This is a genomic window from Comamonas sp. 4034 (assembly GCF_050434545.1).
GTDB lineage: Bacteria > Pseudomonadota > Gammaproteobacteria > Burkholderiales > Burkholderiaceae_C > Comamonas > Comamonas odontotermitis.
Genome location: NZ_JBNDIT010000001.1, coordinates 148,965 through 172,074 on the forward strand (window position 1 = coordinate 148,965; position 23,110 = coordinate 172,074).

General features: G+C 62.0%; 24 protein-coding genes. 7 read left to right on the forward strand and 17 right to left on the reverse strand.

Annotation, left to right across the window (positions count from 1 at the left end; genetic code table 11):
- Positions 1–2 precede the first annotated feature (2 nt).
- Positions 3–1,229, reverse strand: coding sequence for an acyl-CoA dehydrogenase family protein (locus ABIE32_RS00675; protein ID WP_429012819.1), 1,227 nt, complete (start codon positions 1,227–1,229; stop codon positions 3–5).
- A gap of 177 nt (positions 1,230–1,406) precedes the next feature.
- Here ABIE32_RS00675 and ABIE32_RS00680 point away from each other — a divergent pair, with 177 nt between their 5' ends.
- Complete coding sequence (locus ABIE32_RS00680) at positions 1,407–2,201, forward strand: tyrosine-protein phosphatase (protein WP_429012822.1); 795 nt, start codon at positions 1,407–1,409, stop codon at positions 2,199–2,201.
- Positions 2,202–2,302: 101 nt separating this feature from the next.
- On the forward strand, positions 2,303–2,554 hold the full coding sequence (locus ABIE32_RS00685) for a hypothetical protein (RefSeq protein ID WP_429012825.1): 252 nt from the start codon (positions 2,303–2,305) through the stop codon (positions 2,552–2,554).
- A gap of 152 nt (positions 2,555–2,706) precedes the next feature.
- On the opposite strand, the gene bla is transcribed toward ABIE32_RS00685, so the two are convergent.
- From bla to ABIE32_RS00705, 4 genes are all read right to left on the reverse strand, one after another.
- On the reverse strand, positions 2,707–3,639 hold the full coding sequence (gene bla, locus ABIE32_RS00690) for a class A beta-lactamase (protein ID WP_429012828.1): 933 nt from the start codon (positions 3,637–3,639) through the stop codon (positions 2,707–2,709).
- 222 nt (positions 3,640–3,861) lie between these two features.
- Entirely contained in the window at positions 3,862–4,479 is a 618-nt protein-coding gene (locus tag ABIE32_RS00695) for a PadR family transcriptional regulator (protein WP_224150638.1), read from the reverse strand.
- A 117-nt stretch (positions 4,480–4,596) separates the two neighbouring features.
- Positions 4,597–5,214, reverse strand: a complete 618-nt coding sequence (locus ABIE32_RS00700) for a nucleotidyltransferase family protein (protein ID WP_429012831.1) — start codon at positions 5,212–5,214, stop codon at positions 4,597–4,599.
- A 7-nt stretch (positions 5,215–5,221) separates the two neighbouring features.
- Positions 5,222–6,052: a DUF4261 domain-containing protein gene (locus tag ABIE32_RS00705; RefSeq protein WP_429012833.1), complete on the reverse strand. Its 831-nt coding sequence runs from the start codon at positions 6,050–6,052 to the stop codon at positions 5,222–5,224.
- A gap of 114 nt (positions 6,053–6,166) precedes the next feature.
- On the opposite strand from ABIE32_RS00705, the gene ABIE32_RS00710 reads away from it, so the two are divergent.
- Complete coding sequence (locus ABIE32_RS00710; RefSeq protein WP_429012836.1) at positions 6,167–6,640, forward strand: RDD family protein; 474 nt, start codon at positions 6,167–6,169, stop codon at positions 6,638–6,640.
- A 54-nt stretch (positions 6,641–6,694) separates the two neighbouring features.
- On the opposite strand, the gene ABIE32_RS00715 is transcribed toward ABIE32_RS00710, so the two are convergent.
- The 7 genes from ABIE32_RS00715 to ABIE32_RS00745 form a co-directional block, all read right to left on the reverse strand.
- Positions 6,695–7,381, reverse strand: a complete 687-nt coding sequence (locus ABIE32_RS00715) for a YoaK family protein (protein ID WP_429012839.1) — start codon at positions 7,379–7,381, stop codon at positions 6,695–6,697.
- A 24-nt stretch (positions 7,382–7,405) separates the two neighbouring features.
- Entirely contained in the window at positions 7,406–7,999 is a 594-nt protein-coding gene (locus ABIE32_RS00720; protein ID WP_429012841.1) for a TMEM175 family protein, read from the reverse strand.
- Positions 8,000–8,015: 16 nt separating this feature from the next.
- On the reverse strand, positions 8,016–8,732 hold the full coding sequence (locus tag ABIE32_RS00725; RefSeq protein ID WP_429012844.1) for a YoaK family protein: 717 nt from the start codon (positions 8,730–8,732) through the stop codon (positions 8,016–8,018).
- The gene (locus ABIE32_RS00730) at positions 8,729–9,169 is read right to left on the reverse strand and encodes a DoxX family protein (RefSeq protein WP_429012846.1); all 441 of its coding nucleotides are present in this window, start codon (positions 9,167–9,169) and stop codon (positions 8,729–8,731) included. The genes ABIE32_RS00725 and ABIE32_RS00730 overlap by 4 nt, the downstream gene beginning before the upstream one ends.
- Before the next feature lie 11 nt (positions 9,170–9,180).
- Complete coding sequence (locus ABIE32_RS00735) at positions 9,181–11,076, reverse strand: amidohydrolase (protein WP_429012849.1); 1,896 nt, start codon at positions 11,074–11,076, stop codon at positions 9,181–9,183.
- A gap of 159 nt (positions 11,077–11,235) precedes the next feature.
- Positions 11,236–11,523: a XapX domain-containing protein gene (locus tag ABIE32_RS00740; RefSeq protein ID WP_429012852.1), complete on the reverse strand. Its 288-nt coding sequence runs from the start codon at positions 11,521–11,523 to the stop codon at positions 11,236–11,238.
- Between the two features lie 34 nt (positions 11,524–11,557).
- The gene (locus tag ABIE32_RS00745) at positions 11,558–12,256 is read right to left on the reverse strand and encodes a hydrolase (protein WP_429012855.1); all 699 of its coding nucleotides are present in this window, start codon (positions 12,254–12,256) and stop codon (positions 11,558–11,560) included.
- Between the two features lie 202 nt (positions 12,257–12,458).
- Here ABIE32_RS00745 and ABIE32_RS00750 point away from each other — a divergent pair, with 202 nt between their 5' ends.
- Positions 12,459–13,409 carry a LysR substrate-binding domain-containing protein gene (locus tag ABIE32_RS00750; protein WP_429012858.1) on the forward strand — a complete coding sequence of 317 codons (951 nt, stop codon included), beginning with the start codon at positions 12,459–12,461 and terminating at the stop codon, positions 13,407–13,409.
- A gap of 25 nt (positions 13,410–13,434) precedes the next feature.
- On the opposite strand, the gene ABIE32_RS00755 is transcribed toward ABIE32_RS00750, so the two are convergent.
- A complete protein-coding gene (locus tag ABIE32_RS00755; protein ID WP_429012861.1) occupies positions 13,435–14,391 on the reverse strand; it encodes a DMT family transporter in 957 nt (318 codons plus the stop codon).
- Between the two features lie 346 nt (positions 14,392–14,737).
- Here ABIE32_RS00755 and ABIE32_RS00760 point away from each other — a divergent pair, with 346 nt between their 5' ends.
- The 3 genes from ABIE32_RS00760 to ABIE32_RS00770 all read left to right on the forward strand — a co-directional run bounded on the left by ABIE32_RS00760 (position 14,738) and on the right by ABIE32_RS00770 (position 16,904).
- On the forward strand, positions 14,738–15,121 hold the full coding sequence (locus ABIE32_RS00760) for a VOC family protein (RefSeq protein ID WP_184704513.1): 384 nt from the start codon (positions 14,738–14,740) through the stop codon (positions 15,119–15,121).
- Between the two features lie 197 nt (positions 15,122–15,318).
- Positions 15,319–15,930, forward strand: coding sequence for a class I SAM-dependent methyltransferase (locus ABIE32_RS00765; RefSeq protein WP_429013603.1), 612 nt, complete (start codon positions 15,319–15,321; stop codon positions 15,928–15,930).
- A 116-nt stretch (positions 15,931–16,046) separates the two neighbouring features.
- Positions 16,047–16,904: a tRNA-uridine aminocarboxypropyltransferase gene (locus tag ABIE32_RS00770; RefSeq protein WP_429012864.1), complete on the forward strand. Its 858-nt coding sequence runs from the start codon at positions 16,047–16,049 to the stop codon at positions 16,902–16,904.
- Between the two features lie 45 nt (positions 16,905–16,949).
- Here ABIE32_RS00770 and ABIE32_RS00775 read toward each other — a convergent pair whose 3' ends face one another.
- From ABIE32_RS00775 to ABIE32_RS00790, 4 genes are all read right to left on the reverse strand, one after another.
- On the reverse strand, positions 16,950–17,192 hold the full coding sequence (locus ABIE32_RS00775; RefSeq protein WP_429012866.1) for a hypothetical protein: 243 nt from the start codon (positions 17,190–17,192) through the stop codon (positions 16,950–16,952).
- 77 nt (positions 17,193–17,269) lie between these two features.
- Positions 17,270–17,812, reverse strand: coding sequence for a ferritin-like domain-containing protein (locus tag ABIE32_RS00780; RefSeq protein WP_224150654.1), 543 nt, complete (start codon positions 17,810–17,812; stop codon positions 17,270–17,272).
- Positions 17,813–17,942: 130 nt separating this feature from the next.
- Positions 17,943–18,587 (reverse strand): DUF924 family protein, encoded by a 645-nt coding sequence (locus ABIE32_RS00785; protein WP_429012869.1) that lies wholly within the window; start codon positions 18,585–18,587, stop codon positions 17,943–17,945.
- A 146-nt stretch (positions 18,588–18,733) separates the two neighbouring features.
- Entirely contained in the window at positions 18,734–22,684 is a 3,951-nt protein-coding gene (locus tag ABIE32_RS00790) for a beta strand repeat-containing protein (protein ID WP_429012871.1), read from the reverse strand.
- Positions 22,685–23,110 lie beyond the last annotated feature (426 nt).

Below are 23,110 nucleotides of genomic sequence, written 5' to 3' on the forward strand. Positions count from 1 at the left end.
CGTCAATGCTGCAGTGAAGGAATGGTGCAGATCGCATCAGGCACGCCGCGCTCTGCATCCAGGTCCTTCTCGGCCGCCTGTACCAGCTTGCGCGCCATGCTGAAGCGGTGCACTTCGCTCGGGCCGTCGTAGATGCGAAAGGCCCGCATGTCCATGAAGATGCGCATGACCGGTGTCTCCATGGTCACGCCCTGCCCGCCCAGCATCTGCACGCAGCGGTCCACCACGCGCCATTCGGCCTCGGAGCACACCACCTTGGCGCGGCTTGATTCGTAGTTGCCCTGCTCGCCCTGGTCCAGCAGCCACGCGGTGTGCCAGATGTGCAATCGCGCGGTATGCAGGTCCATGTCGTTGTCTGCCAGCATGAAACCCACGCCTTCGTGCGATGCCAACGGCTTGCCGAAGGCGGCGCGGCGGCGCGTGTAGGCCAGGGCGACATCCTGCGCGCGGCGGGCCTGACCCAGCCAGCGCACGCAGTGTGTGAGGCGCGCGGGCGCCAGCCGAATCTGCGCATAGCGAAAGCCCTTGCCCACCTCGCCCAGGATGTCGCCCGCTGGCACGCGCAGCCCGTCAAAGCGCAGCACGCCATGGCCGCCGGTAAAGCACGCGTCCATCGCATCCATGCTGCGCTCCAGCACAATCTCGGGGCGGTTCATGTCTGAGAGGAACATGGTGGCGCCGCCGTCTTCGGTGCGCGCCATGATGATGGCGTAGTCTGCACCTTCCGCGCCGGTAATGAACCATTTGTGGCCGCTGATCAGGTAATCGTCACCATCGCGCACCGCCGTGGTGGCCAGCGCCGCCGGGTCCGATCCGGCGCCAGGCGCGGGCTCGGTCATGGCAAAGCAGGAGCGCAGTTCACCCGCCACCTGCGGGCGCAGCCAGCGTTCTTTCTGCGCGGGGGTGGCCACCTCCTCCATCAGATGAATATTGCCTTCATCGGGCGCGTGGATATTGAGGGCCGTAGGGCCGAGCCATGAGTAGCCAGCTTCCTCAAACACCACCGCCTTTTCGACATGGCTCAGGCCCAGGCCGCCCAGCGCCTTGGATGCATGGGGCGTGAGCAGGCCCGCAGCACGCGCGCGGCCCACCAGCTCGCGCCGCAGTGCCTCGCTTGGGCCGTGGCTCGACTGGCGCTCGTCATTTTCGAGCGGAATCACCTGCTCGGCGATGAACTGGCGCGTCTTGTCGCGCAGCGCTTGCAGTTGGGGAGAGAGAGAAAAGTCCATATCGGCGCCTTGCAGTCAGATGGCGCCGATGTTGCCACGCACTACCCCAGCCCAGGTCGCAATAGCGACAAAAGCAGTCACCCACAGCGTGCTGTGGTGCGCCGTAAGAGTCATCGATTTGCCCTCACCAATCACCTGCACGACAGCTGTGTCACGAGAGTGGGCTATAACCCTTGCATGGATACGATGAACGCGGCGGTGGCGCCGCAACCACAGGCCACCACACTTCCCGAACGCCACCTGCCGCTGGCAGGCACCACCAATTTCCGCGACCTGGGCGGCTACCAGGGCCTCGATGGCGGAAAGGTACGCTGGCGCACCCTGTTTCGCTCCGACCATCTGGCGCACCTGACGGCGGAATCGCAGCGCACCTTGCTGCAACAGCTGGGCGTGGCCCGCAGTGCCGATTTTCGCGGCCAGCGTGAGCAAACCATCGACAACTACCGCATCGACGGCCTGCTGCACCATTCGCTGGCCATCGAACCGACTGTCGTGCAGCGCGCCTTCACGCTGCTGCAGCAGGGCGAGAACCTGAGCGCGGCGCACACCGTCGAGTTGATGCAGGACACCTACCGCAGTTTCATCCACGACAACGCTGGCCAGTTTGCGCAGTTTTTCCAGATGCTGCTGGCAAGTGACAAGCCGCTGGTTTTCCACTGCACCGCAGGCAAGGATCGCACCGGCTGGGCCGCTACCTTGCTGCTGATGACCCTGGGTGTGCCGCGCGATGTGGTGGTGCAAGACTACCTGCTGACCAACCAGTACTACCACCGCCCCGCAGAAGCCCGCGCTGCCGCCAGCCACATTCCCGAAGAAGTGCTCAATGTGCTGTGGCGGGTGCAGGAGCCTTTTCTGACTGCTGCACTCGACCCTGTTTTGGAGCAATACGGAAGCGTGCCCTCCTATGTGAGCCAGGTACTGGGCGTGGATGCCAAGGCCCAGACCCGGCTGGCGCAGATGTATCTGGAATAGCCCCTCCTGAATCTATAGCACCAAGCGCCGGCTGCACTTTGCAGACCGGCGTTTTCTTTTGTGGACTGCACCATGCGCAAGGCGTGGATTGCAAGCGAGGCTTGAAGAAGGGTTTCCATGCGCATTCGACGAATTTCGAAAAGGCATGCTCGATCTGCCTGCTCGCAATGGCTGCCGCCAACGCCCCCGTTGCCTGGGCGCAGAGCCTCACCTCCAAGGGAACCGATTTTTACGCCACGTTCACGCAGAACTCCGATACATTGATCAACTCATTGGATCCGTCTGCATTGGTGCTGCTCACTTCGCTGGTGGGTGGCTGTGTATGGCGCCAGCGCCGCAGGGCCGTGCGCTGAATTGCTGAAAACCCATGACAAAACGCCGCCTGTGCAGATACCAGCGGCGTTTTTTATGGGAGAAGCGCATTCATAGCATTGGTGCCAGAAGGCCGGAAAAAGCCGGGCAACCATGTCTGATGCGCCATGGCGCCGCCATTGGCCGCTAGAAATCAGCCGTTCTCGTTCTGTATCTGCTGGTACCACTGTCCAATCGCGGCTCCCACCTGGGCCAGCACCGCATCGCCCTGTGCAAAGTTCTGCGTCCCCCCGGTCAGATAGGCGGAGATGATCAAGCCTTCAGACCTCGCATTGGGCCAGGCAATCAACGTGTCTCCGAAGGTGCTGTACGCCCCAGAACCGGTTTTGCCCCCTGCCTTCCAGGTTGCGGGCAGGCCGGCACGCACACGCTTGTCACCCGTTCGGCTATCGATCAGCCACTGCTGCAGCATGGCACGGCCATAGCCTTTGAGCACATCGCCCAGCAGCAATGCCTGCCATGTGCGGTTCATGGCCTGTGGGGAGGTGGTATCGCGCTCGTCACCGGGCTCGGCGGTGTTCAGGCTGGGCTCGGTGCGGTCCAGGCGCGTGGTCTTGTCGCTCACCTCCCTGCGCAGCCAGGCGGTCAGCGCGGCAGGGCCGCCAGTGGCACCCAGAATCAGGTTGGCGGCGGTGTTGTCGCTCAGTACGACCACGGCTTCACACAATTCCAGCACCGTCATGCCACCAGGCTGACCAGCGTACTTTTCGGTCACCGGCGAGTAAGTCACCAGATCGGTCTGCGCGATAGCCACCTGTCGGCCCAGATCTACCTGTCCGTCCTGCGCCAGATGCAGCACATGGGCCGCCAGCAGGGTCTTGAAGGTGGAGCACATCGGGAAACGCTCGCGCGCACGCCAGCCAGCCTCGCCGCCCGTGACGGCGTCGTACACATAGATGCCCATGCGCCCGCCGCTTTGTTTTTCAATACCGGCCAATGCGCTTGCCAGGGCCTTGTCCGCCTTGGGATGGGCGGCCACCCTGTGGGCGCAACCGGCCAACCCCAGGCCTGTTGCTGCTGCAAAACCAGCGGCCAGGCCGCTTGCTACCAATTGACGTCGCTGCATATCGATCTGCTTATTTGTTGCGGTAAAAGGGTGCAGAGCACACCTGCTCCAGCATAACGCAGGCTGGCAGCTGTTCGCGTCAGTGCGCATCCACCTTTGCGCATTCCGCGCGTCTGTGTTAGCTATGTTTTCAGTAGCACTATCCACTTACCCATAAACCCCAATCGGTTTTTTTCAAGCAGACCTGGCAAAAAGGCGCTGCAAATCGCGACCATTCAGCGTTCAGACCTTTTCGATCTTCAGCGCCACCTCATCAAGCAGCGCGGCAATCCTGTCCACCTGGGCGGCAGACAGCGCCGTCTCGCCGTCACCCGCCATCTTCAGCCGCAGGGCCATCTTGAAGTTCTCGATGGCGCGCACCAGTTGCGGGGGGCGCTGGCGGGCATCGCGGTCCTTGCCTCGGGCCAGACGTGCCAGCAGCAATTGCAGCGCATCCGCCTGCTCGGTCAGGGCCTGCTCGCCTTCCGGGGTAATGGTGTAGCGCTTGCGCCCGCCTGCGGATTCGCTGGCTGTGGCGTGGCCCATGTCCACCAGATAGCTCAGCGTGGGGTAGATGGTGCCGGGGCTCGGCTGGTAATCGCCGCCGACCAGCTCGCCCACTGCGCGAATCACGTCATAGCCATGGCTCGGTTGCTGGCCGATCAGGTGCAGCGCCAGCAACTTGAGGCCCCCGGCTTCGAACATGCGCTCGCGCTTGTGGGCCAGGTGGCGCTCGGCGTCGGGCCCGTGACCGCGCGGGCCATGGTGATGGCCGCGGCCCGGCCCGCCCTCATCGCCATGTCGTCCGCGCGGGCTGCACAGATGGTGGTCGTGGTGAAAGTGATGGTGTGGATGTGGCATGGAAGAGATTCCTCACTAAGATGCATCTAAGATATATCTTATAAAAAGGAATTTCAAGAGGCAATTTGTAAAGATGGCTATCGCATGCCCAGAAATGAAGGGGGTCCGCAGAGCGGATCAGGTGCTGCAGAGGGTCAGTTTCGGCCATCTTTCCAAAAAGCGCTTGGACCGGACACGGTGCATGAATGCCTCAAAAGGCACCCTGCGCGGATTGTGACGGAGTCGCATCTCGAACAGATCGCTCAGGCCGAAGGGAGCGACGACATGCAGGCCATCATCCAGATCCAGGTAGACGCCCACACATGTCGCCGTTTCCGGCCATGTGGCAAGACCGTCCACCAAAGAGGTCAATGGTGCGACCTCCTGCCCGAAAACCGTGGGATACCAGGTATGCACCTGTGCCTGGTTGACCACCTCCCACCTGAAGCCCTGGAGCAAGGCGCTCAGTTGCTGCGCAAGCTGGACATCAAGGCCGTGCGGGGCGAGCGCGTCGAAAAAGGCAACATCTGCGTCCGGCACGCTTGAAGGCTCATGATATCCATGCAGGTGGTCCCACACCATTGCCCTGATGATGCCTGCACCCAGGCACCAGGAATGCAATCCCAGGGAGCGTATTGCCCTCAACGCGGCCATCAGCGTTTCGGAAGATTGCACCAAGGCGCACAAGCGCTGTTCATGACCAATTTCTGGTGTGGGAGCCGTTGGCGGGTTTGCCTGCTCGTGCTGAGACTGCATGACAGGGTCAATCCTTCGTTGGTAGCCTATCCCCGGCTCGCACATCCACCACCACCCGCTCCGGTGCTGCCAATGCGTCCTCATGCTGGCACGGCCATTTGTGCTGCCCGTCTATGCTGGTGAGCGTGTGACCGTCCTGGATGACATCGCCGTGCTGGATGAGGTACACGCCGGTATTGAACAGAAACCGGGAGATCTCGGTCGGCTCCAGGGTCTGAAAGTGCAGTTGCACATCGGGCACGCCAAAGGCGGTGGCACCCAGCGTATCCATCAGCATCTCGCCGGGGCGGTTGCTGATGTTGAAGAAACGCACATTGAGCACGCCGTAGTAGAGGAAGCCATCCGCATGGGCCTGCAGGTAGCGCTGCGGATCGAGCAGGCAGCCCGCATTGGTCTGGCTGATGGCGGTGATACCGCCGTTGCCGATCAGCACATGCATGACAGCCTGCAGAATCTCCAGGCGTTCCTCTGTACCCAGCCCCCGGCCCATGAACTCGCTCACCAGCACGCAGTGCTGGCACTGCGCAAGCGCCGCCTCTTTCTCGGGCCAATCCCAGGTCTGCTCCAGTGCGCTGGCGTACTCGGCGGCATCCAGTGGCTGATCGGCACGGATGATGGCGATCTCGCTGGGCACGCCCTTTTTGTCGCTGTAATCAACGGTGTAGTCACGCAGCGCCAGCAGGATGGTGTCGCCACTCGACACCAGCTCGACCTCACCCAGGCGCTCGGCCAGCGCGGCGCGCAGGGTCTCGCCATCCAACTGCGGTGGCTGGGCGTAGAGTGCTTCGAACGCCCACATATCGGGGGCCATGCGGGGGCTGGAATCGGTTGGAGCCATGAGCGTGCGCAGCAGTGAAAGAAGCGTGCATCTTGCCATGGAGACGCTGCAGCTGCGTTACCTGCGCTTTACCCACAGGTTCTATGATGGTGCAACGCAAATGGAGCAGCCAGCATGGACGGCAATGATCTGGAGTATGTGGGTTTCTGGGCGCGCGTAGGCGCGGCGCTGATCGACACGGTGGTGTTGATGCTGATCATCACCCCGGCGCTGGTGGCGGTGTACGGGTGGGAGTACTTCTTTGCCGATGGATGGGTGCAGGGCCCGGCCGATGTGCTGATCAGCTGGGTGCTGCCGGCAGTCGCCTGCATCTGGCTGTGGCACAAGCTGCGGGCCACGCCGGGCAAGATGCTGATTGGAGCCGAAATAGTAGATGCGGACACGGGCGATGCAATGACGGTAGGCCAGTCGGTGCTCCGCTACCTGGGCTACTTCGTATCCACCATCCCTCTGGGGCTGGGGTTGATCTGGGTAGCATTCGACCCACGCAAGCAGGGCTGGCATGACAAGATGGCCAATACCGTCGTGGTGCGCAAAAAGGGCGGGCGTACGCAGGCGGTGGCATTCAAAGGTTTGGACAAGCCTTGAAATCATGCGTGTCGCGCAGCTGCAGCCCGCTTACGCTCCTATCGCGATAGCAATTTACCCCGCCTTCGGCGTCCAGCGCAACGTCAGCGCCGCAACCACCGGAGGCAACACAAAACACCACATGCCCAGGGCGACGTAGGCCAGAGCGGCCAGCGCGCAACCCACGGCAAAGCTGGCGATGGCGGGGAGCATCTTGCGCAGGCGACCGGTGGCCGCATTGCGCCCCTCACCTTGCAGGCTCTTGAACAGGTCCGCCAGATCGATCATGACCTGGGTGGTATTGCCTGTCATCAAGGTTGACGGCGGCAATTGGGCCAGATGCATGCGTTGCATGGCATTCTGCACCGCCATCGCGCACACCATCAGCATGCCAGCGGTAAATGCGGGTAGCGCGTCGCTGTCGGCAAAGGGGCCAAAAGCCAGCATCAGTGCCGCCGCCAGTGCCAGCAGCAGCACCTGGGCCGCAACCAGGCGGCGCATGGGTGCCTTTTGCCGCGCCACCATTGCGTTGCTGGCCAGACGCGTCAGCACCACCGCGGCGCAGAAGACAGGCAGCGCCAGCAGCTTGGAGACCGCACCTGCGCTGCCGTGGATCAGCGCCGCGCCGAGCGTGACGAAGTTGCCTGTCACATGCGCCGCAAACAGGCCATTGAGCGCCAGAAACCCCGCCGCATCCACATAACCGGCGTTGAAGCCCAACAGATGGCTCAGGGGAGCGGGAGTGGTAGCTGCTTCTGGCATGGGCAATCCTGACGAGGGTGGAGTTCAAGGCTGCTGGCCGTCTTGCCGGGCCAGATATCTCTCGATCCGCGAATCAGGCAGGAACCAGAGCACAGCCATCGCAGTGAAAATGGAAAACGCAGCCATGGTGCTGTAGAAGCTGACGACGATGGCCAGAGCGTACACCGGAAGGGATATCTTGCCCTTCAGGTCCTTTCCGAGGGTGTTGGCAAGCACGGAATCCTTGCCTTCCGAGACGATGATGACACGCTCCAGCCCCCAATACGAGAGTGCGCACATGAACAGCACTGCAGCGTAGAGCGCCGTGGGCAGCGCCAGCAACCCCGATTTTCCAGCCCAGGTGGTCGTGAGCGGAATCATGGTGAGCCAGAACAGCAGGTTCAGGTTGGCCCACATGATGCGGCCATTGATGCCACGCACCACCAGGAAAAGGTGGTGGTGGTTGTTCCAGTAGATACCGACGTAGATGAAACTGAGCACATAGCCAAAGAAGTTGTGCGCCTCCTTCCACAGGCCGACCCAGGTGAATTCGGCAGGCAGCTGGATCTGGTAGAGCATCAGCGTCAGGCTCACCGAGATGACACCGTCGCTGAAGGATTCAAGCCGGCCTTTGTTCATGGCGATGCTCCGTCCGTCAGAGGGGCTGCTGGCGAAAGGCCAGACTGGCCAGGTACAGCACGGTCAGCATGAAAGGCAGCACACTCCAGAAACCCAGGTGGTGGTATAGCACCGCGCCCAGAAAGGCGCCCAGTACAAAGCCCCCCACGATGCTGCCGCTCCTGAGCAAGGCCTGGCCCTGCGCGCGGCCGGGCTGGCGCACATAGTTGGACAGGTCGATGCCGAACTGCGTGGTGTTGCCCGTCATCATGGTGCTCGGGCTGATGTGCTTGATCAAGGTCTTGCTGGCCGTGTTGCGTATGGCCAGTGCGATCAGGCCCAGGCCTCCGGTCAGCGCCAACGCAGCGGCATCCGGGTTGCGAAATGGCTCCAGCTGCAGGCCGGCAACCATGAAGCCGATAAGAAATACGGCCTCTGCCACAAACAGCCAGCCCAGGGTTCGGTGAGGCCGGGGCGACTGGCTGCAGCGGTCGATCCACATCTTGGTGAGCATGACCGTGGCAATGAACAGCGGGATCGCTCCCAGCTTGATCCACAGGCCTGCCCCGCCTTTGACAAATGCCGCCCCAGCCAGCACCAGATTGCCGGTCACATGGGCGGTGAAGAAGCCCAGCAGCGCGATGAAGCCGATCGTGTCGATGGCGCCGCCCACAATCGTGAGCAGCACAGGCGCGCGGCATTGCACCCAAAGGCCCGGCGCCGCAACAGGCGATGTGCCGTCGACATCCATCATGCGGCCTCCTTTTCTCGCAGATCCATCCAGACCACCAGCAGAAAACCGCCCACCAGGCCCAGATGCTCGAAAAACGAATTGGCGGCCATGAATCGCTCCTGACCCGGGGGCAACTCCCAGAACCGCAGTGCCAGCAAGGTGGCCAGCAGCGTGAAGCCACCCAAGGCCAGCGCGCCCAGCCAGCGCAGCCGCCCGATGAGAATCAACGCCGAAGCACCCAGCTCCAGCGCTATCACGAGCCCAGCGAATACGGGTGCGGGCGCCAGCCCGAAATGCGCCATCTCCGCCATGGCGGCGGGAAAATCGCTGAGCTTGACCAGCCCGCCCTGCAGATACGCCGCGCACAGAGCCAGGCACGCAACCCAGCGCAGGGCGGTGCTGCCAAAGACCGGACGCGCCATCGCAGCCAGGCGGCCTTCAAGACGCAGGCGTGTCATCCTGCCCCCTCTCAAACCATCCAGCATGAACACCCCAGCGCGCCAAAGAAGCTCTTGGGGTCAGACGACGGCACGCTGGAGGCCCAGGCATCGGCATGGCTGTGGCCATGCAGACCACAATGGGTACCGCAACCGCAGGCAGCCATATTGCGATAGCGGGCAGGGTTCAGCGAGTTTCTGCCAGCGCCCTCGGGCTCGCCCCAGGCACCATAGCCCTTGAAGGTGCGCGTGGGCGACCAATCCGGCATGGCCGGGGGCAGCGGGTTGTCGTCCAGCGCAGCAAAATCGCTCTCGCCGTAGACCACACGGCCTCCGACGACGGTCAGGTGCGAAGTGAGGAACGATATTTCGTCCTCCGGCACCTGGAAGAAATCCTTGCTGGGAACGATGAAGTCGGCCAACTGGCCTGCCGAAATGCGGCCACGCCTGCCTTCCTCGTTGCTGAACCAGGCGACGTTCTCGGTCCACATGCGCAGGGCCGTCTCACGGTCCAGCAGATTGCGCTGCGGGTACAGCTGCATGCCGCCCAGCGTCTTGCCCGTCACCATCCACGACAGCGACACCCAGGGGTTGTACGATGCCACACGCGTGGCGTCGGTGCCTGCGGAGACCTGGACGCCCTTTTCCAGCATGCGCTTGACAGGTGGCGTGGCTTCGGCGGCGCGCGCGCCGTAGCGTTCGATGAAGTATTCGCCCTGGTAAGCCATGCGGTGCTGCACGGCAATGCCACCGCCCAGCGCAGCGATGCGGTCGATGGATCGGTCGGAGATGGTCTCGGCATGGTCGAAGAACCAGTGGATGCCGGTCAGCGGCGTGTCGCGATGGACTTTCTCGAACACATCAAGCGCGCGGGTGATGGTTTCGTCATAGGTTGCATGCAGACGCCAGGGCCAGCGGTTCTGCACCAGCACACGCACCACTTCTTCGAGGTCACCCTCCATATTGGCGGGCATGTCGGGGCGCGGCTGGCGAAAGTCTTCGAAATCGGCCGCCGAATACACCAGCATTTCGCCCGCACCGTTGTGGCGGAAATAATCGTCGCCCTGCTTGTATTTGACCGAGGAGGTCCATTTGAGAAAGTCGGCCTTCTCTTCCTTGGGCTTTTGCGTGAAGAGGTTGTAGGCCAGCCGCACCGTGATCTGCCCCGCATCGGCCAGCTTCTGGATGACCTCGTAATCCTCCGGGTAGTTCTGAAAGCCACCACCCGCGTCGATCACACCAGTCACGCCCAGGCGGTTGAGCTCGCGCATGAAGTGGCGGGTGGAATTGACCTGGTAGTCGAGCGGCAGCTTGGGGCCCTTGGCCAGCGTGGCATAAAGAATGGTGGCGTTGGGCTTGGCCAGCAGCAGGCCGCTGGGGTTGCCTGCAGCGTCATGCACGATCTCGCCACTGGGCGGCGCCGGGGTGTCCTTGGTGTAGCCCACCGCACGCAGTGCAGCACCGTTGAGCAGCGCGCGGTCGTACAGGTGCAGCAGAAACACCGGTGTGTCGGGGGCAATCGCATTGATCTCCTGCAATGTGGGCAGGCGCTTTTCAACAAACTGGTGCTCGGTAAAGCCACCCACCACGCGCACCCACTGCGGCGCCGGGGTAACGGCCACCTGGCGCTTGAGCATGTCCAGCGCATCGGCCAGCGAGCGCACGCCATCCCAGCGCAGCTCCAGGTTGTAGTTCAGGCCACCGCGCACGACATGGGTGTGGTTGTCGAACAGGCCGGGCAGCACGCTCCTGCGCTTCAAGTCCACGCGCCGGGTATTGTCGCCCGCCAGGGCCAGAATCTCCTGGTCATCGCCTACCGCAACAAAACGACCGGCCTTGACCGCCACGGCGCTGGCCAGGGGCTTGCTACGGTCCAGTGTGGTGATCCGGCCATTGAAGAAAATGGCATCGGGGCGAGTGTCGGACATGGTGGAAGCTCCTTGTTGGTCGGCGGCGCCGGCTGGGCGGCCCCATAAGCCGCCCAATGCCAGAGATGTTGCAGCGCTCAGAATGTTTCGGCGGGAAGTCATGTGTCTACCTCTCTGAAATGTCCGAGCGGCGCCGCGCTCGGCGGGCCCGCAACGGGCTCAGGCTTGCGGGTCGCCGGGTTTGGTTTCTGCCACCTGCCCAGGCGCAGCTTGCCGCCCGGGCAACTGCCCCAGCACATGCTCGGTGGCCTGCGTCTGTTGGCAGGCCGCGCCGAAAGCCGTACCACACAGCAGTTGCTTGCCTACAGGAATGGCCTGCTCCCCCACCAGAATGCCCAGCAGCCCCACCAGGGCCACCAAGGGGGGCGCTGGCGAGCGCACCTGAAGCAAACTGTAGACCACGCCGACCAGAAGGCCGGCGCCCAGCGATAGTGCATAGAGCTTCATGGCATCGTGCCTGTTCGGGCTGGTGCGGATACGGTCAGGCCTTGGCCGGGTTGGGGCCCACGCGCTCGCCGTGCTGCGCGCGCTCGGGCGCCTTGTGCACCATGGTGTAGGCGTAGTCCACGCCCATGCCGTAGGCGCCCGAATGCTCACGCACGATGTCCATCACCGCATCGTAGGTGCCGCGGCGTGCCCAGTCACGCTGCCATTCCAGCAGTACCTGCTGCCAGGTCACGGGCACCACACCGGCCTGCACCATGCGGTCCATGGCGTAGTTGTGCGCATCCAGCGATGTGCCGCCCGAGGCATCGGCCACCATGTAGATTTCATAATCGGTATCGTGCAGGCACGACAGGGCAAACGTGGTGTTGCACACTTCGGTCCAAAGCCCCGAAACCACCACTTTCTTGCGGCCCTGGGCAGCGCCCGCTGCCAGTGCATCGCGTACGTTCTGGTCGTCCCAGGAGTTCATCGAGGTGCGCTCCAGAATCTGGTGCTCGGGAAACACCCCCAGCAGCTCGGGATAGGTGTGGCCGGAGAAGCTCTCGGTCTCCACCGTCGTGATCGTGGCCGGAACGCCAAAGACCTTGGCCGCCTTGGCCAGGCCTACGACATTGTTCTTGAGTACCTGGCGGTCGATGGACTGCACGCCAAAGGCCATCTGGGGCTGCTGGTCGATGAAGATGATCTGGCTGTTGGCCGGTGTCAGGACTTCGAGAAGGTTGGTTCTGGACATGGTGACCGCTTTCAAATGCTGAAGGGCTGAATTGGGAGGCAGGAACCGGAGATTCCGGATTCAGTGCAAGGGCAGTCTAGAAGCCAGACATGGTGTTGAGAAGCCAAGGAATGGAATTCCACCCTTTCCATTTTTGTCATCCACAAACCCCGCCGGGGCTGGCATATTGCAGGGGTGTCTCAATGCCCAAGCGGCCAATGCCATGAACAAATTGCCAGATCTGGAAGCGTGGGCGATCTTTGCCAAGGTTGCGGAAACAGGGTCGTTCGCCCGCACCGCAGCAGACTTGGCCCTGTCACAGGCCACGGTGTCCAAAGCCATCTCCCGCCTCGAAGGGCGGATCAAGACCAGCCTGTTTCACCGAACCTCACGGCGCATCACGCTGACCGACGCCGGAGCAAGTGCTCTGGAGCGGGCATCGCGCATCCTGCAGGAGGGAGAAGCGGTCGAGGCCGATATCACCGACCGCTCGACGAGCCTGCGAGGGCAGTTGCGCATCGCAGCACCGATGTCATTCGGCATCACGCGGCTGGCACCGGTTCTGCCCCGGTTCATGCAGATGTATCCCGATGTGGAGTTGCACCTTCAGTTTGCCGACGAGCAGGAGGATCTGGTCCGCGACCGGTTCGATCTGGCATTGCGGATTGCCAATCTCGGCGATTCCAGCCTGATCGCACGCCGGCTGTGCCAGGTACCGATCCTGCTGGTGGGCGCTCCTGAATACTTCAAACGCCATGGCCATCCCAACCACCCCAGCGAACTGGCGCAGCACAAAGGCCTGCAGTACAGCCTCGCGCACTATGGAAAAACCTGGCGCTTTCGCCACGCAGAGCATGGTGAATATACCCAGGCGATCCCTTTTCAGCTGCAGGTGAACAATGCCGAGGCGCTGCAGCCCGCCTTGCTGGCGGGCATGGGCCTGGCCTTGCAGCCCTCTTTTCTGGTGTGGCAGGAGCTGAGCGATGGCCGTTTGCAGACCACGCTGCCTGGCTGGGAGGCCGATGTGCTCTCGCTCAGCATCGTGACTCCGCCCAGCCGCACCCGCCCGGCGCGGGTACAGGCATTCATGGACTACGCTGCGCAGGAGTTCCAGAGCAAGCCTTGGGCGCGGGTGGAAGAGGAATGCGCAGTTCTGGAGCCTCCGTCGCAATGACCGGCCAAGCACCGCGCCAGCTCATTCAGCCTGCGCGCGCTGCTCCGGCCAGAGGCGCGGGCTGGCGGCGCCCCCAGTTCATCACCGCCGTGCCAGCCACCGCCAAGGCGCCACCCACAAGCATGGATGCATCGACCTGCTCACCCAGCCACAGGGCCGAGCAGATGACACCGATCACCGGCACCAGGGTGATGTAGCCTGACGCGGCGCCCGCACCCAGCGCCTTGACACCATCAAAATACCAGGCATAGGCCAGGGCCGTGGAGCCCCAGGCAAGAAACAACAGAGCGCCCCATGCCGTGCCACCCGCATGCACAACGCCAGCCATGCCTTGCGGGCCTTCCACCACCAGGCTGGCCAGCAGCAGCATGATCGCCCCCATGGTGGAGGTGACTGCCGTGGTCGAGAGCGCATCCACCCCGGTCAGGATGGCCCGGCCGATCAGGGTATAGCTCACCCAGCACACCACGCAGCCCAGAATCATCAGCTCTCCCACGCCTACGCCGGAGCTGAGCAGTTGCAGCGGATTGCCGTGCGATATGACGAGCGCCGCGCCCATGGCGGCCACCAGCATGCCCAGACCAATGATGCGATTGAGCCGTTCCTTGAAAATCCACGCTGCCAGCAGCAAGGTGACCACCGGGTTGAGGGTGATCACCAGGGCCGCCTTGCTCGCCGGCAGGTGTTGCAAGCCACTCAGAAAGAATGCGGCGTAGCCAAACACCCCCGTCGCGGCTGCTGCAGCCATGCCCAGCCACCGCCGGGCCGACCAGGTCTTGAGCTGGCCCATCCCCCCTGCCATGTACATCCATGGCAGCAGCACCAAGGCCGCGAGCACAAAGCGCAGGCCCGATGCGGCCAGCGGCGGCATGTGCTGCGCCACCATGCGCCCGGCGGGCCACGACGCCCCCCACAGCAAAGCCATGCCAATCAACCGCAGGTGCGAAGATGCCTGCGGGCCAAGAATTTTCTGGAGGTTCATAGTTCGGTACACCGCGCACTTGCGCTCCTTGTCCATCCATATGCCGTAGAGCGGGCAATGGTTGCAAGCTGCATCGACTATAGCGACAAGCGCAGATGGCTGTGCAGGCCGCCCCACACGGGCGACTGCGCAACAGGGGCATGCGCGCGCCCGGTTGCCCGCTCCACGAAATATTTATGAAAACAGCATCCAGCTCTTACCAATAAAGCACTGTCAGCTATCAAATTATTGTCTTCATACCCCAGAAACCGCCCACGGCAATTGTCACGCGCATAACGCGGCACGCAACCCCTTTCTCGTTATAGTGGCCGCTGCACTATTGCATCCCCCCCCACTGGAGACAACCATGTTCAACCACATCATGCTGGGCGCCAGCGATCTGGAAAAGTCCCGCCAGTTCTACGACGCCTTTCTGGGCGTACTGGGCGTGCCGCCTGGCAATGCCAACAAGAACCGCTATTTCTGGCGCGGCAATGGCGGCACGTTTGGCGTCAGCACCCCCATCAACGGCCAACCAGCCACTTTTGGCAATGGCAGCACCACAGGCTTTGCCGCCACCAGCCCCGAGCAAGTGAATGCCGCGCACGCCGCAGGCCTTGCCAACGGCGGTGTGACCTGCGAAGACCCGCCCGGCTGGCGCGGCGAAGGGCCTGGCGCCCTGTATCTGGCCTATCTGCGCGATCCGGACGGCAACAAGCTGTGCCTGGCACATCGCAAACCCAAGGAGTGATTCGCCTGTCTTTCGATAGCAATCTTTCCAGACAGGACGGGCGGTAACGCCCGTTTTTTACTGCCGGGTAGCGCCTGTGCCAGCACAGACCGCCATGGTTTCGCAAGAAATACCGCAGCGCGCCGCCAGCATCGCCATCTGCGCCATACTGCCCGCTCAGCGCTCCGCCCGGCAGCGCTCAGCAGCAAAGGACGATGGTGCAATCAGCGGACAAGGGATGGTTTGACGAGGCGTATTACCAGCGCTTTTATTTCGACAAGAAAACCAGTGTCGTCGATCCGGCCCATGCCGCGCGTCTGGGCACCTTTGTCTGCAGTTACCTGCAATATGTGCGGGTGCCGGTGCGCCGTGTGCTCGATGTGGGCTGCGGAATCGGCCTGTGGCGTGATGCGATTGCGGAACACTTTCCCTCTGCCAGCTACCACGGTGTGGAATTGAGCGAATATCTGTGCCAGCGCTATGGTTGGGAGCGCGGCTCCGTCGTCGACTACCAGCCCGCCGAGGGCGAGCCGTTTGATCTGGTCATCTGCCAGGGCGTGCTGCCGTACCTGAGCCCCACCGATCTGAAGCTGGCGCTGGACAATCTGGGGCGCCTGTCCTGCGGCGCCCTGTATGTGGAAGCCGTGGCCCGCGAAGACTATGAACGCGACATCATCGACGACACGCTCACCGATCCGCGCCTGTTCCGCCACCGCGCCGCCTTGTACCGGCGCGGGCTGGCCCAGGGCTTTACCGAGCTTGGCGGTGGCGTATGGCTGAGCCGCCGTGCCGAGGTGCCACTGTTCGCGCTGGAAGCGCTGAGCGACTGAGAAATCTGCCCCCAAGCAGACCAGACTGCCCAGCACCCCGTCGCGGCCAGGCCTCTTTGGCCACGCCAAAGCCGCTTGAATTTCCTGGGCTGCAAAGGGCGACGACAATAGCGGCCGTGTCTTCTGCCCCTGCCCCCCACCCCGCCGTCTTCCCCCACGCCGTATCGCGCCTGCGTACCGAACGCCAGTCGCGCAGTACGCGGCCGTTTCTGGCACGTGGCGGCCCCAAGGGAGAACGCTGTGAAGGATGCAGGCTGCGCCCCAGCCATTGCATCTGCGCGCTGCGCCCCACCCAGTCCACCCATGCGGGCGTGTGCCTTCTGATGCATGATGCCGAGCCGCTCAAGCCCAGCAACACTGGGTGGCTGATCGCCGACGTGGTGGCCGAGACCCATGCATTCGGTTGGTCGCGCACGGAAGAGAACCCCGCATTGACCGCACTGCTGAGCGATCCGCAGTGGCAGCCTTATGTCGTCTTTCCCGAAGAGTTCGTGCAGCCCGCCAGCCGTGTCGTGCGGACGGTGCCCAAACCGTCAGATGCTATGAATTTTGATGGACTAGCGCACACCGGGCGTGCGCCAGTGGCAAATTTTGGCAAAAGGCCACTGTTCATTCTGCTCGACGCCACCTGGCCGGAAGCCCGCAAGATGTTCCGCAAAAGCCCTCGGCTCGACGGCTTCCCCGTGCTCAGCCTCCACCCGGACCAGATTTCTCGCTACCAGCTGCGTCGCTCCAAAAGAGACGACCACTTCTGCACCGCAGAGGTGGCTGCGCTGTGTCTGGATCTGGCCGGTGACCTGCGTGCTGCGCAGACGCTCGAGGCCTATCTGGATGTCTACACCCATCACTACCTGCAGGCCAAGCACCAATTGCCACCCGATTGGAGCAGCCAAGCACACAGCCAATTGGCGGCATTGCGTATTGTCAGCGGCAGCAGCAGCGGTGATACCGAGCGCTATCAAAATAATAGTTGATGCGTACTACTGGTGAGCGCTGGCAGCCGGAATTTGCAAAACCAGTCAGTCCAGGGCAAATCCCTTTTCCGTCAGCTGCACCTCACCATTGGGCCCTGTCTGCAGCCAGCCTTGCTCCCGTGCATAGGTCAGCGCCTGCTGCTGGTCCTGCGCGCTGAACTGGTGGCGGTCCAGGTCGTGCTGAAGCACCTGGGGGTCGAGTCCTTCACCTGCACGCAGGCTTTGTTCGCTTACCAGCAGGTACAGAATGTGCCTGGCGTTCTTGTGGATCTCTTCAGGGGTGGTCATGGTGTGGGCTTTCCTCTCCAGTCAGTGCCGAATGGCGGCAGAAGAACGGCTGCCGTTGCGGGCAGCCGTGCAAGGCATCAGCGGGCCTTGTTCATCCAGTCCGACAGTTCATCGGCGTGTTCCTGCTCCTGCTCCAGAATCTGCTCGATCAATCGGCGCGTGGTGTGATCCTTGTCGCCGATCAGATCGATCATCTGCGTGTAGGCCTCGATGGCCACACGCTCGGCCACCAGGTTGGAGCGAATCATCGCATGCAGATCCAGCTGCTCGTTGTAATCGGCGTGGCTGCGATTGGTGAGGGTGTCGGGGTTCAGGTCGGGTTCGCCGCCCAGTTGCACGATGCGCGTGCAGATCCGGTCGGCATGCGATTGCTCTTCATTGGCGTGCACGAGAAACTCGTCCGCCACGGCGGGGGATTCCAGACCCGTCGCCGTGAAATGGTGGCGCTTGTAACGCAGCACACAGACCAGTTCGGTCGCCAGCGCATCGTTGAGCAGTTTGATGATGTCTTCGCGGTAGGGTGAGGCATCGGGGAGCACCGCACCCTCATTCAGACTTTTCTTGGCTGCGTCGAGTCGGGCCTGGTCCAGGGTGAGTGTGATTTTCTTGGTTTGTGGCATCGTAGGTTCCTCCATGGGATTGGATTCGCTTGAAAACCAGTGGGTGTTTTCAAGCACGGCACCTATCGAACATAGCCCGCCACCCTATCGCTGTCTGTGAGACAAGACCGACTGTGCGTGCCCTTCTGATTCAGAAACCTGCGCCGGGCTGGGACAGATAGAGCAATTCATCGGGCGTGCTGGTCCGCCCCAGCACTGCATTGCGGTGCGGAAAGCGGCCAAAGCGTGCGATCACCTCCTGGTGGCGCCAGGCATAGTCCAGCGTGCCCTGCAGAAACTGCGCCAGATCGGTGTCAACACCTGCTGCCTTTGCCAACGCCGCAAAGGCCAGCACGCTGCGCCGCTGCATGGCGGGGTCTTCCGCATGCTCCAGCGGGAGGTAGACAAAGATGCGCAGCACCTCGGGCAGATGCAGGTCCTCGCCCGACTCGATGGCGCCCAGCGCCAGTTCCAGCGCCCGCCGGTCACCTGCGAATGCCTGGGGCGTGCCACGGTGGATATTGCGAGTGAACTGGTCGAGCAGCAGGATCAGCGCCAGCCGGCCCCAAGGCTCCATGGCCCAGCCGTCCAATTGCCCATCCAGCGCCGCCTGCACGGCAGTACCAAAGCGCTGCCGCATCTCGGCATCGAAGGCGTCGGACTTGGTGAACCATTGCTGGCGCTGCTGCAGCGCCTGTGCATTGTCCGGGCGCGCGGTGCCGAGCCAGAACTGCAGTACGTCGTCAGCGCCTGTCGGGGCAGGCCTGTCGTGATGGGAGAAAGAAGGATTTGGCATGCATGGGTTATACCTTGGCGCCACCAAATGCTGTCTGGCTGCAGATACAAAACCACTTCGGCCCTCATGCCGTAGGCATGGGGCCGAAGTTTGCTGAGGCGGATTTGGCGAGAAGCCGGGCTGTGACGGTCGCCCGGCCCGCCCTGCTATCGGTCGTCTTCAGGGAGCATGGCGCCGCCTTGCACCGGCTGCCCATCGGCGTCGGTGATACGCATCACCATCAGCTCTGGCGTGGTGTCCGGGTCGGCCCCGCCATCGCCCTCGATACCTCGGGAGGCAGCGTAGAACCCGGTGGAGAAGCGGATGACCGGAGTATCCGCACCCACCTGTGCAGGGGCACAGCGGAAGTTGAAACCTCGCAGCTGGTTCCTGGTACAGACATAACCGCTCGCACGGTCAATGACCGAATCTCCGGTATAGGGCACGAAGTTGAAGATCCGGCTCTTCATGGCCCCGCTGTGCGCCAGCACCACCCACGAACCCACCAGAGAATCGATGCTGTTCTTGTCGATACCGAAGTAGAAGCGCTCGATCTGTACCGTTTCCTCATTGGGGAACTGGATGGTTCCCGTGGACGACGAGGTGAACTTGATGTTCTCCGCATTGCCTGCGTTGCCCTGGTAGCTTGCGACCAGATCGCCGCTGCCGAAATAACGGCCACCCTTGTACTGGTTGAGCGGAATGTCAGGCCTATTGGCAGCGGGGATCGTGGACGGCTCATGTGTGCCCATCAAACTGTGGAACGTGGCGCTGCCCTGGTTTTCATAGTCATAGACCGAGATGAACAGGGTGTGATCCTGGCTGTTGGTGGGCTTTTGCAGATCCACCGCCAGACCGCGGCCTGGTTTGCCCGTGATTTCGTTGCTCACGATCCAGGTGCCTGCCTCAGGTGCATAGTCTGGCCGGAAGTAGGTGGTCAGCGCGGCTTTGCCTCCAGCAGTCGTATACGCGGAGCGCGTGATGCGTGCGCCGATAAACCGGTGCTTTTCTCCCGTACCGAACTGAACGGCGCCCACCACCTGGTCCACGCTGCGCTGCATGGTCACGGACACAAGCCCGACTGGCTGCGCTGAACTGCCCGAGCAGTTGAAGATGCGGTCGGCGCCGCCATAGTCGCAGGTGGCGAAGAATGGCGTGCTCAGCGCACCGTCAAAGCCATGCATCGTGAGCTTGGTACTGGCGGCATAGGGCCAGGGGGCTGGAGAAAGCGTCCAGTCGTAGTTCAGGCCCACCTGCTCACCTGAGCCGATGTCGGCCCACCAGGTTCTGACAGGCTGGCTGTTCTGGTCCAGCTCCACCATGGCCCAGCGATCCACATATGCAGGATCTGCAAAGGTGCCTGCAGGTGTGCCTTCGTAGTCGAAGCGCTCTATAGCCTTGGCCACTTCGCCGGGGAACTTGATGGAGCCCGTGGTTCGGCTGGTGAAGGTCACCTCTACATTGCCTGCATTGCCTACCTCAGTCCCGTCAAGAGGGCCGCTGCCGAAGAAACGACCACCCTGGTAGGACGTCAGTGGCGCAACCACCTTGTTGCCGTCCATGACGCCGATGGCGATGTGGAAGGTTGGCGCGCCAGTGGAGGTGTAGTTGTACACCTGCATCACAAACTTGCCATTCTGAACATCGATGCCCATGCCACGACCGGGCTTGCCGTTGAGCTCGGCCGTGATCACCCAGTTGCCGCCCTGAGGCTCACCGATGCCGGTATCCGTACCTGAACCATCAGACGGAGTCGTCTTGGTCACCTGACGTGTGGCAGTGCCGGTATTACCTGCTGCATCGGTCTGCGATGCCGTAACCGTCACAGATCCGGCCGGCAGCCCTCCGACCTTGACACCGGAAACCGTCCAGACTCCATTGGTGCAAGGTGCCGAAGCCGTTACATTGCCAATGCTCACCGTCACGGCCCCATCCTCTGTCGTGCAGGCGCCCGAAACGCTGTAGGACGACTGGTTCGATCCATCGATCGTTGGCGCGGTCGTAATCGACACGGCCGGCGACGTCACATCCTTCACCGTGGTGCGCGAGCCGCTGATGACGGTGCCATTCACGGTCTGCGATGCGGTGATCGTCACGACACCGTCAGGCAGACTGCTGACGGTAATGCCTGAAGCCGTCCAATTGCCACCATTGCAGGCGGTCGTGGTGGTCAGGCTGCCGATGGCCACCGTCACTGTCCCATCAGTCGCAGAACACGTTCCCGTGACGCCGCCATAGGAGGACTGGTTGGACGCATTGATGGGTGGCGCAGCGGTCACCGCCACGGCAGATGCCGAGGAATTCTTGGTGGTCGTGAGAGCACCTGTACCGGTGTTGCCTGCCGCATCGGTCTGCGACGCCGTGACCGTGACAGGGCCTGCTGGCAACCCACCCACATCTACGCCGGAAGCGGACCAGGTACCGTTGCTGCACACAGGCGAGGGCACCACAGTGACGCTGCCAATGCCCACCGACACCGACGATCCGCTCTCCGAGCAGGTACCAGAGACTCCATAAGATGCCTGATTGGCAGCATTGATGGCAGGCGCCGAGGTCACAGCCACCGTGGGCGGCTTCGCATCCTTGGTGGTGGAGCGCGAGCCCGAACCCGTCTGGTTATTGACGGTCTGCGAGGCAGTCACCGTGACAGGGCCATCGCCTACGGTGCTGACATTGACGCCCGAGACCGCCCATGTACCACCGTTGCAGACGGCCTGCGCAGCAGCACTGCCAATGGTCACTACAACAGGCTGGCCGTTGGCCGAGCAGGTACCCGAAACACCGTAGGACGCCTGATTGGCTGCATTGATCACCGCAGCATTGCTGACCGTGACCACGGGAGTCTCGCCAGGATTCGGTACGGTGCTCTTGTTCGTTGTCGTCGATCCTTGCCCGGTCTGGTTGTTCACGGTCTGCGAGGCAGTCACCGTGATGGTGCCATCGGGTAGACCGCTGACGTTGACGCCCGACACCGACCAGTTACCGCCGGTACAGGTCGCCGATGCAGGGATGCCGCCAATGCTGACCGTTACCGGCTGCCCTTCCGCAGAGCAGGCACCCGAGACGCCGTAGGAAGTCTGATTGCTTACCGTGATGGCGGGCGCAGTGACCGACACTGTGGGCGCACCCGGATTGGAGGGCGGATTCTTGACCGTACTCTTGCTGGCAGAACTATTGGGCCCAGACGGCGTCTGTGAGGCAGTCACCGTGATGGCACCCGCAGGCAGAGCCGAGACGTTGAGCGTGCCGCCATAGCTGCCATTGCTCTGGCAGGACAGCGTCTGGCTGGCGCCTGCGGGAAGCGTCGTGATGGCAAGATCGTTGCTGCCAGGGCTGCAGGTACCGCTGACAGGAAGCAGGTTGCTGGCTGCAACCGGGTTCTGCAGATCGTCCAACGTCACGGTGGACTGGCAATCCAGCATCGACGCTTCGGAGTGGCCGATAACCACATCTGCCCTGATCAGGCCAAGCACATTGATTCTCACATGGACCGCATTGACGGAAATGCTGGTCGGAGTGACGGTTTGCTCATTGACCGTGATGGTGGCAATGCCAAGAAGACCCACACTCGCATCCAGATTCACCCCGACATCCAGACCCAGACCAGCTAATTGGCCGGAGCCATTCAAGATGTCCGTGCGCCCTGATGCGACTGGCTGCCCCTTGTCACAGGTCATCGTTGCCGTGGACGTGATGGTCCCTGCACCAAGGTTCAACAACGGTATGTTGAGGAGGTTGAGCAAGGAAAGCCCCAATCCATTGACCTGAGAAGTCGAGGTCACGCTGTTGCGGGTCAAGGTGCTCTTTGTCAACGAGGTGATGACACCCGTATCGACCTTCAGAATTCCCGCCGCATTGACGCCAACATTCGCAACATCGCTGGGTTTGTTGAAATCCGGCGGCGCGCTACCCTGCCCTGTGTTGGCAAACTTGGTATCCAACCCCACCAGCGGAGGGCCCGGAAGCAGCGCCAGCACGGTTGCAGAGGCTTCCAGTCCATAGGCTTGACCGGTGCCGGAGGAAGCTGCGAATGCCATCGCCCCCCAGCCATATGCAGTTGCCATGATGAGCCAACGGATCACCGAACGTGCGATCCCTTTCATTCCTGCGGTAGTCATATCGCCTCCTCTTGGACCAAGGCTCCAAGAATGGGCAGATAGATACCAACCAGTTTGATGCACGGCTGACTCGATCAACCCATCCACCCGAGACACTCCCAACCAGCTAATTACAAAATATTAGCAAGTAGCACACGAAGCCTCACGATCACTACCCTACACCTGGGGAATCGAGTACTTAAATTTATTTAATAAATCAAAACGCAAAAATATAAAGATTAATCATTAATAAGAAAAATACAGGCTTCAAAGAAATCTATCGAAAAATTAATTTCAATACTTTTCTCCACACAGTGAAATATTCACCTTTTTTTAAAAGCACAGCAATTTGCACCCAAAAATCACAGGCAATGCTATTTTTAAATTCAATGCATTTTTTAAATCATGTAATACTTGGACACGCATTATTGTTGACAGTGACAACCC

Bases quoted from the DNA above. Each gene is read 5' to 3' on its own strand.
- ABIE32_RS00675 (WP_429012819.1), bottom strand. From the start codon at position 1,229: ATGGACTTTTCTCTCTCTCCCCAACTGCAAGCGCTGCGCGACAAGACG.
- ABIE32_RS00785 (WP_429012869.1), bottom strand. From the start codon at position 18,587: ATGCCAAATCCTTCTTTCTCCCATCACGACAGGCCTGCCCCGACAGGC.
- ABIE32_RS00680 (WP_429012822.1), top strand. From the start codon at position 1,407: ATGGATACGATGAACGCGGCGGTGGCGCCGCAACCACAGGCCACCACA.
- ABIE32_RS00710 (WP_429012836.1), top strand. From the start codon at position 6,167: ATGGACGGCAATGATCTGGAGTATGTGGGTTTCTGGGCGCGCGTAGGC.
- ABIE32_RS00780 (WP_224150654.1), bottom strand. From the start codon at position 17,812: ATGCCACAAACCAAGAAAATCACACTCACCCTGGACCAGGCCCGACTC.
- ABIE32_RS00715 (WP_429012839.1), bottom strand. From the start codon at position 7,381: ATGCCAGAAGCAGCTACCACTCCCGCTCCCCTGAGCCATCTGTTGGGC.
- ABIE32_RS00745 (WP_429012855.1), bottom strand. From the start codon at position 12,256: ATGTCCAGAACCAACCTTCTCGAAGTCCTGACACCGGCCAACAGCCAG.
- ABIE32_RS00695 (WP_224150638.1), bottom strand. From the start codon at position 4,479: ATGCCACATCCACACCATCACTTTCACCACGACCACCATCTGTGCAGC.
- ABIE32_RS00730 (WP_429012846.1), bottom strand. From the start codon at position 9,169: ATGACACGCCTGCGTCTTGAAGGCCGCCTGGCTGCGATGGCGCGTCCG.
- ABIE32_RS00705 (WP_429012833.1), bottom strand. From the start codon at position 6,052: ATGGCTCCAACCGATTCCAGCCCCCGCATGGCCCCCGATATGTGGGCG.
- ABIE32_RS00735 (WP_429012849.1), bottom strand. From the start codon at position 11,076: ATGTCCGACACTCGCCCCGATGCCATTTTCTTCAATGGCCGGATCACC.
- ABIE32_RS00700 (WP_429012831.1), bottom strand. From the start codon at position 5,214: ATGCAGTCTCAGCACGAGCAGGCAAACCCGCCAACGGCTCCCACACCA.
- bla (WP_429012828.1), bottom strand. From the start codon at position 3,639: ATGCAGCGACGTCAATTGGTAGCAAGCGGCCTGGCCGCTGGTTTTGCA.
- ABIE32_RS00790 (WP_429012871.1), bottom strand. From the start codon at position 22,684: ATGACTACCGCAGGAATGAAAGGGATCGCACGTTCGGTGATCCGTTGG.
- ABIE32_RS00740 (WP_429012852.1), bottom strand. From the start codon at position 11,523: ATGAAGCTCTATGCACTATCGCTGGGCGCCGGCCTTCTGGTCGGCGTG.
- ABIE32_RS00760 (WP_184704513.1), top strand. From the start codon at position 14,738: ATGTTCAACCACATCATGCTGGGCGCCAGCGATCTGGAAAAGTCCCGC.
- ABIE32_RS00775 (WP_429012866.1), bottom strand. From the start codon at position 17,192: ATGACCACCCCTGAAGAGATCCACAAGAACGCCAGGCACATTCTGTAC.
- ABIE32_RS00720 (WP_429012841.1), bottom strand. From the start codon at position 7,999: ATGAACAAAGGCCGGCTTGAATCCTTCAGCGACGGTGTCATCTCGGTG.
- ABIE32_RS00755 (WP_429012861.1), bottom strand. From the start codon at position 14,391: ATGAACCTCCAGAAAATTCTTGGCCCGCAGGCATCTTCGCACCTGCGG.
- ABIE32_RS00725 (WP_429012844.1), bottom strand. From the start codon at position 8,732: ATGATGGATGTCGACGGCACATCGCCTGTTGCGGCGCCGGGCCTTTGG.
- ABIE32_RS00750 (WP_429012858.1), top strand. From the start codon at position 12,459: ATGAACAAATTGCCAGATCTGGAAGCGTGGGCGATCTTTGCCAAGGTT.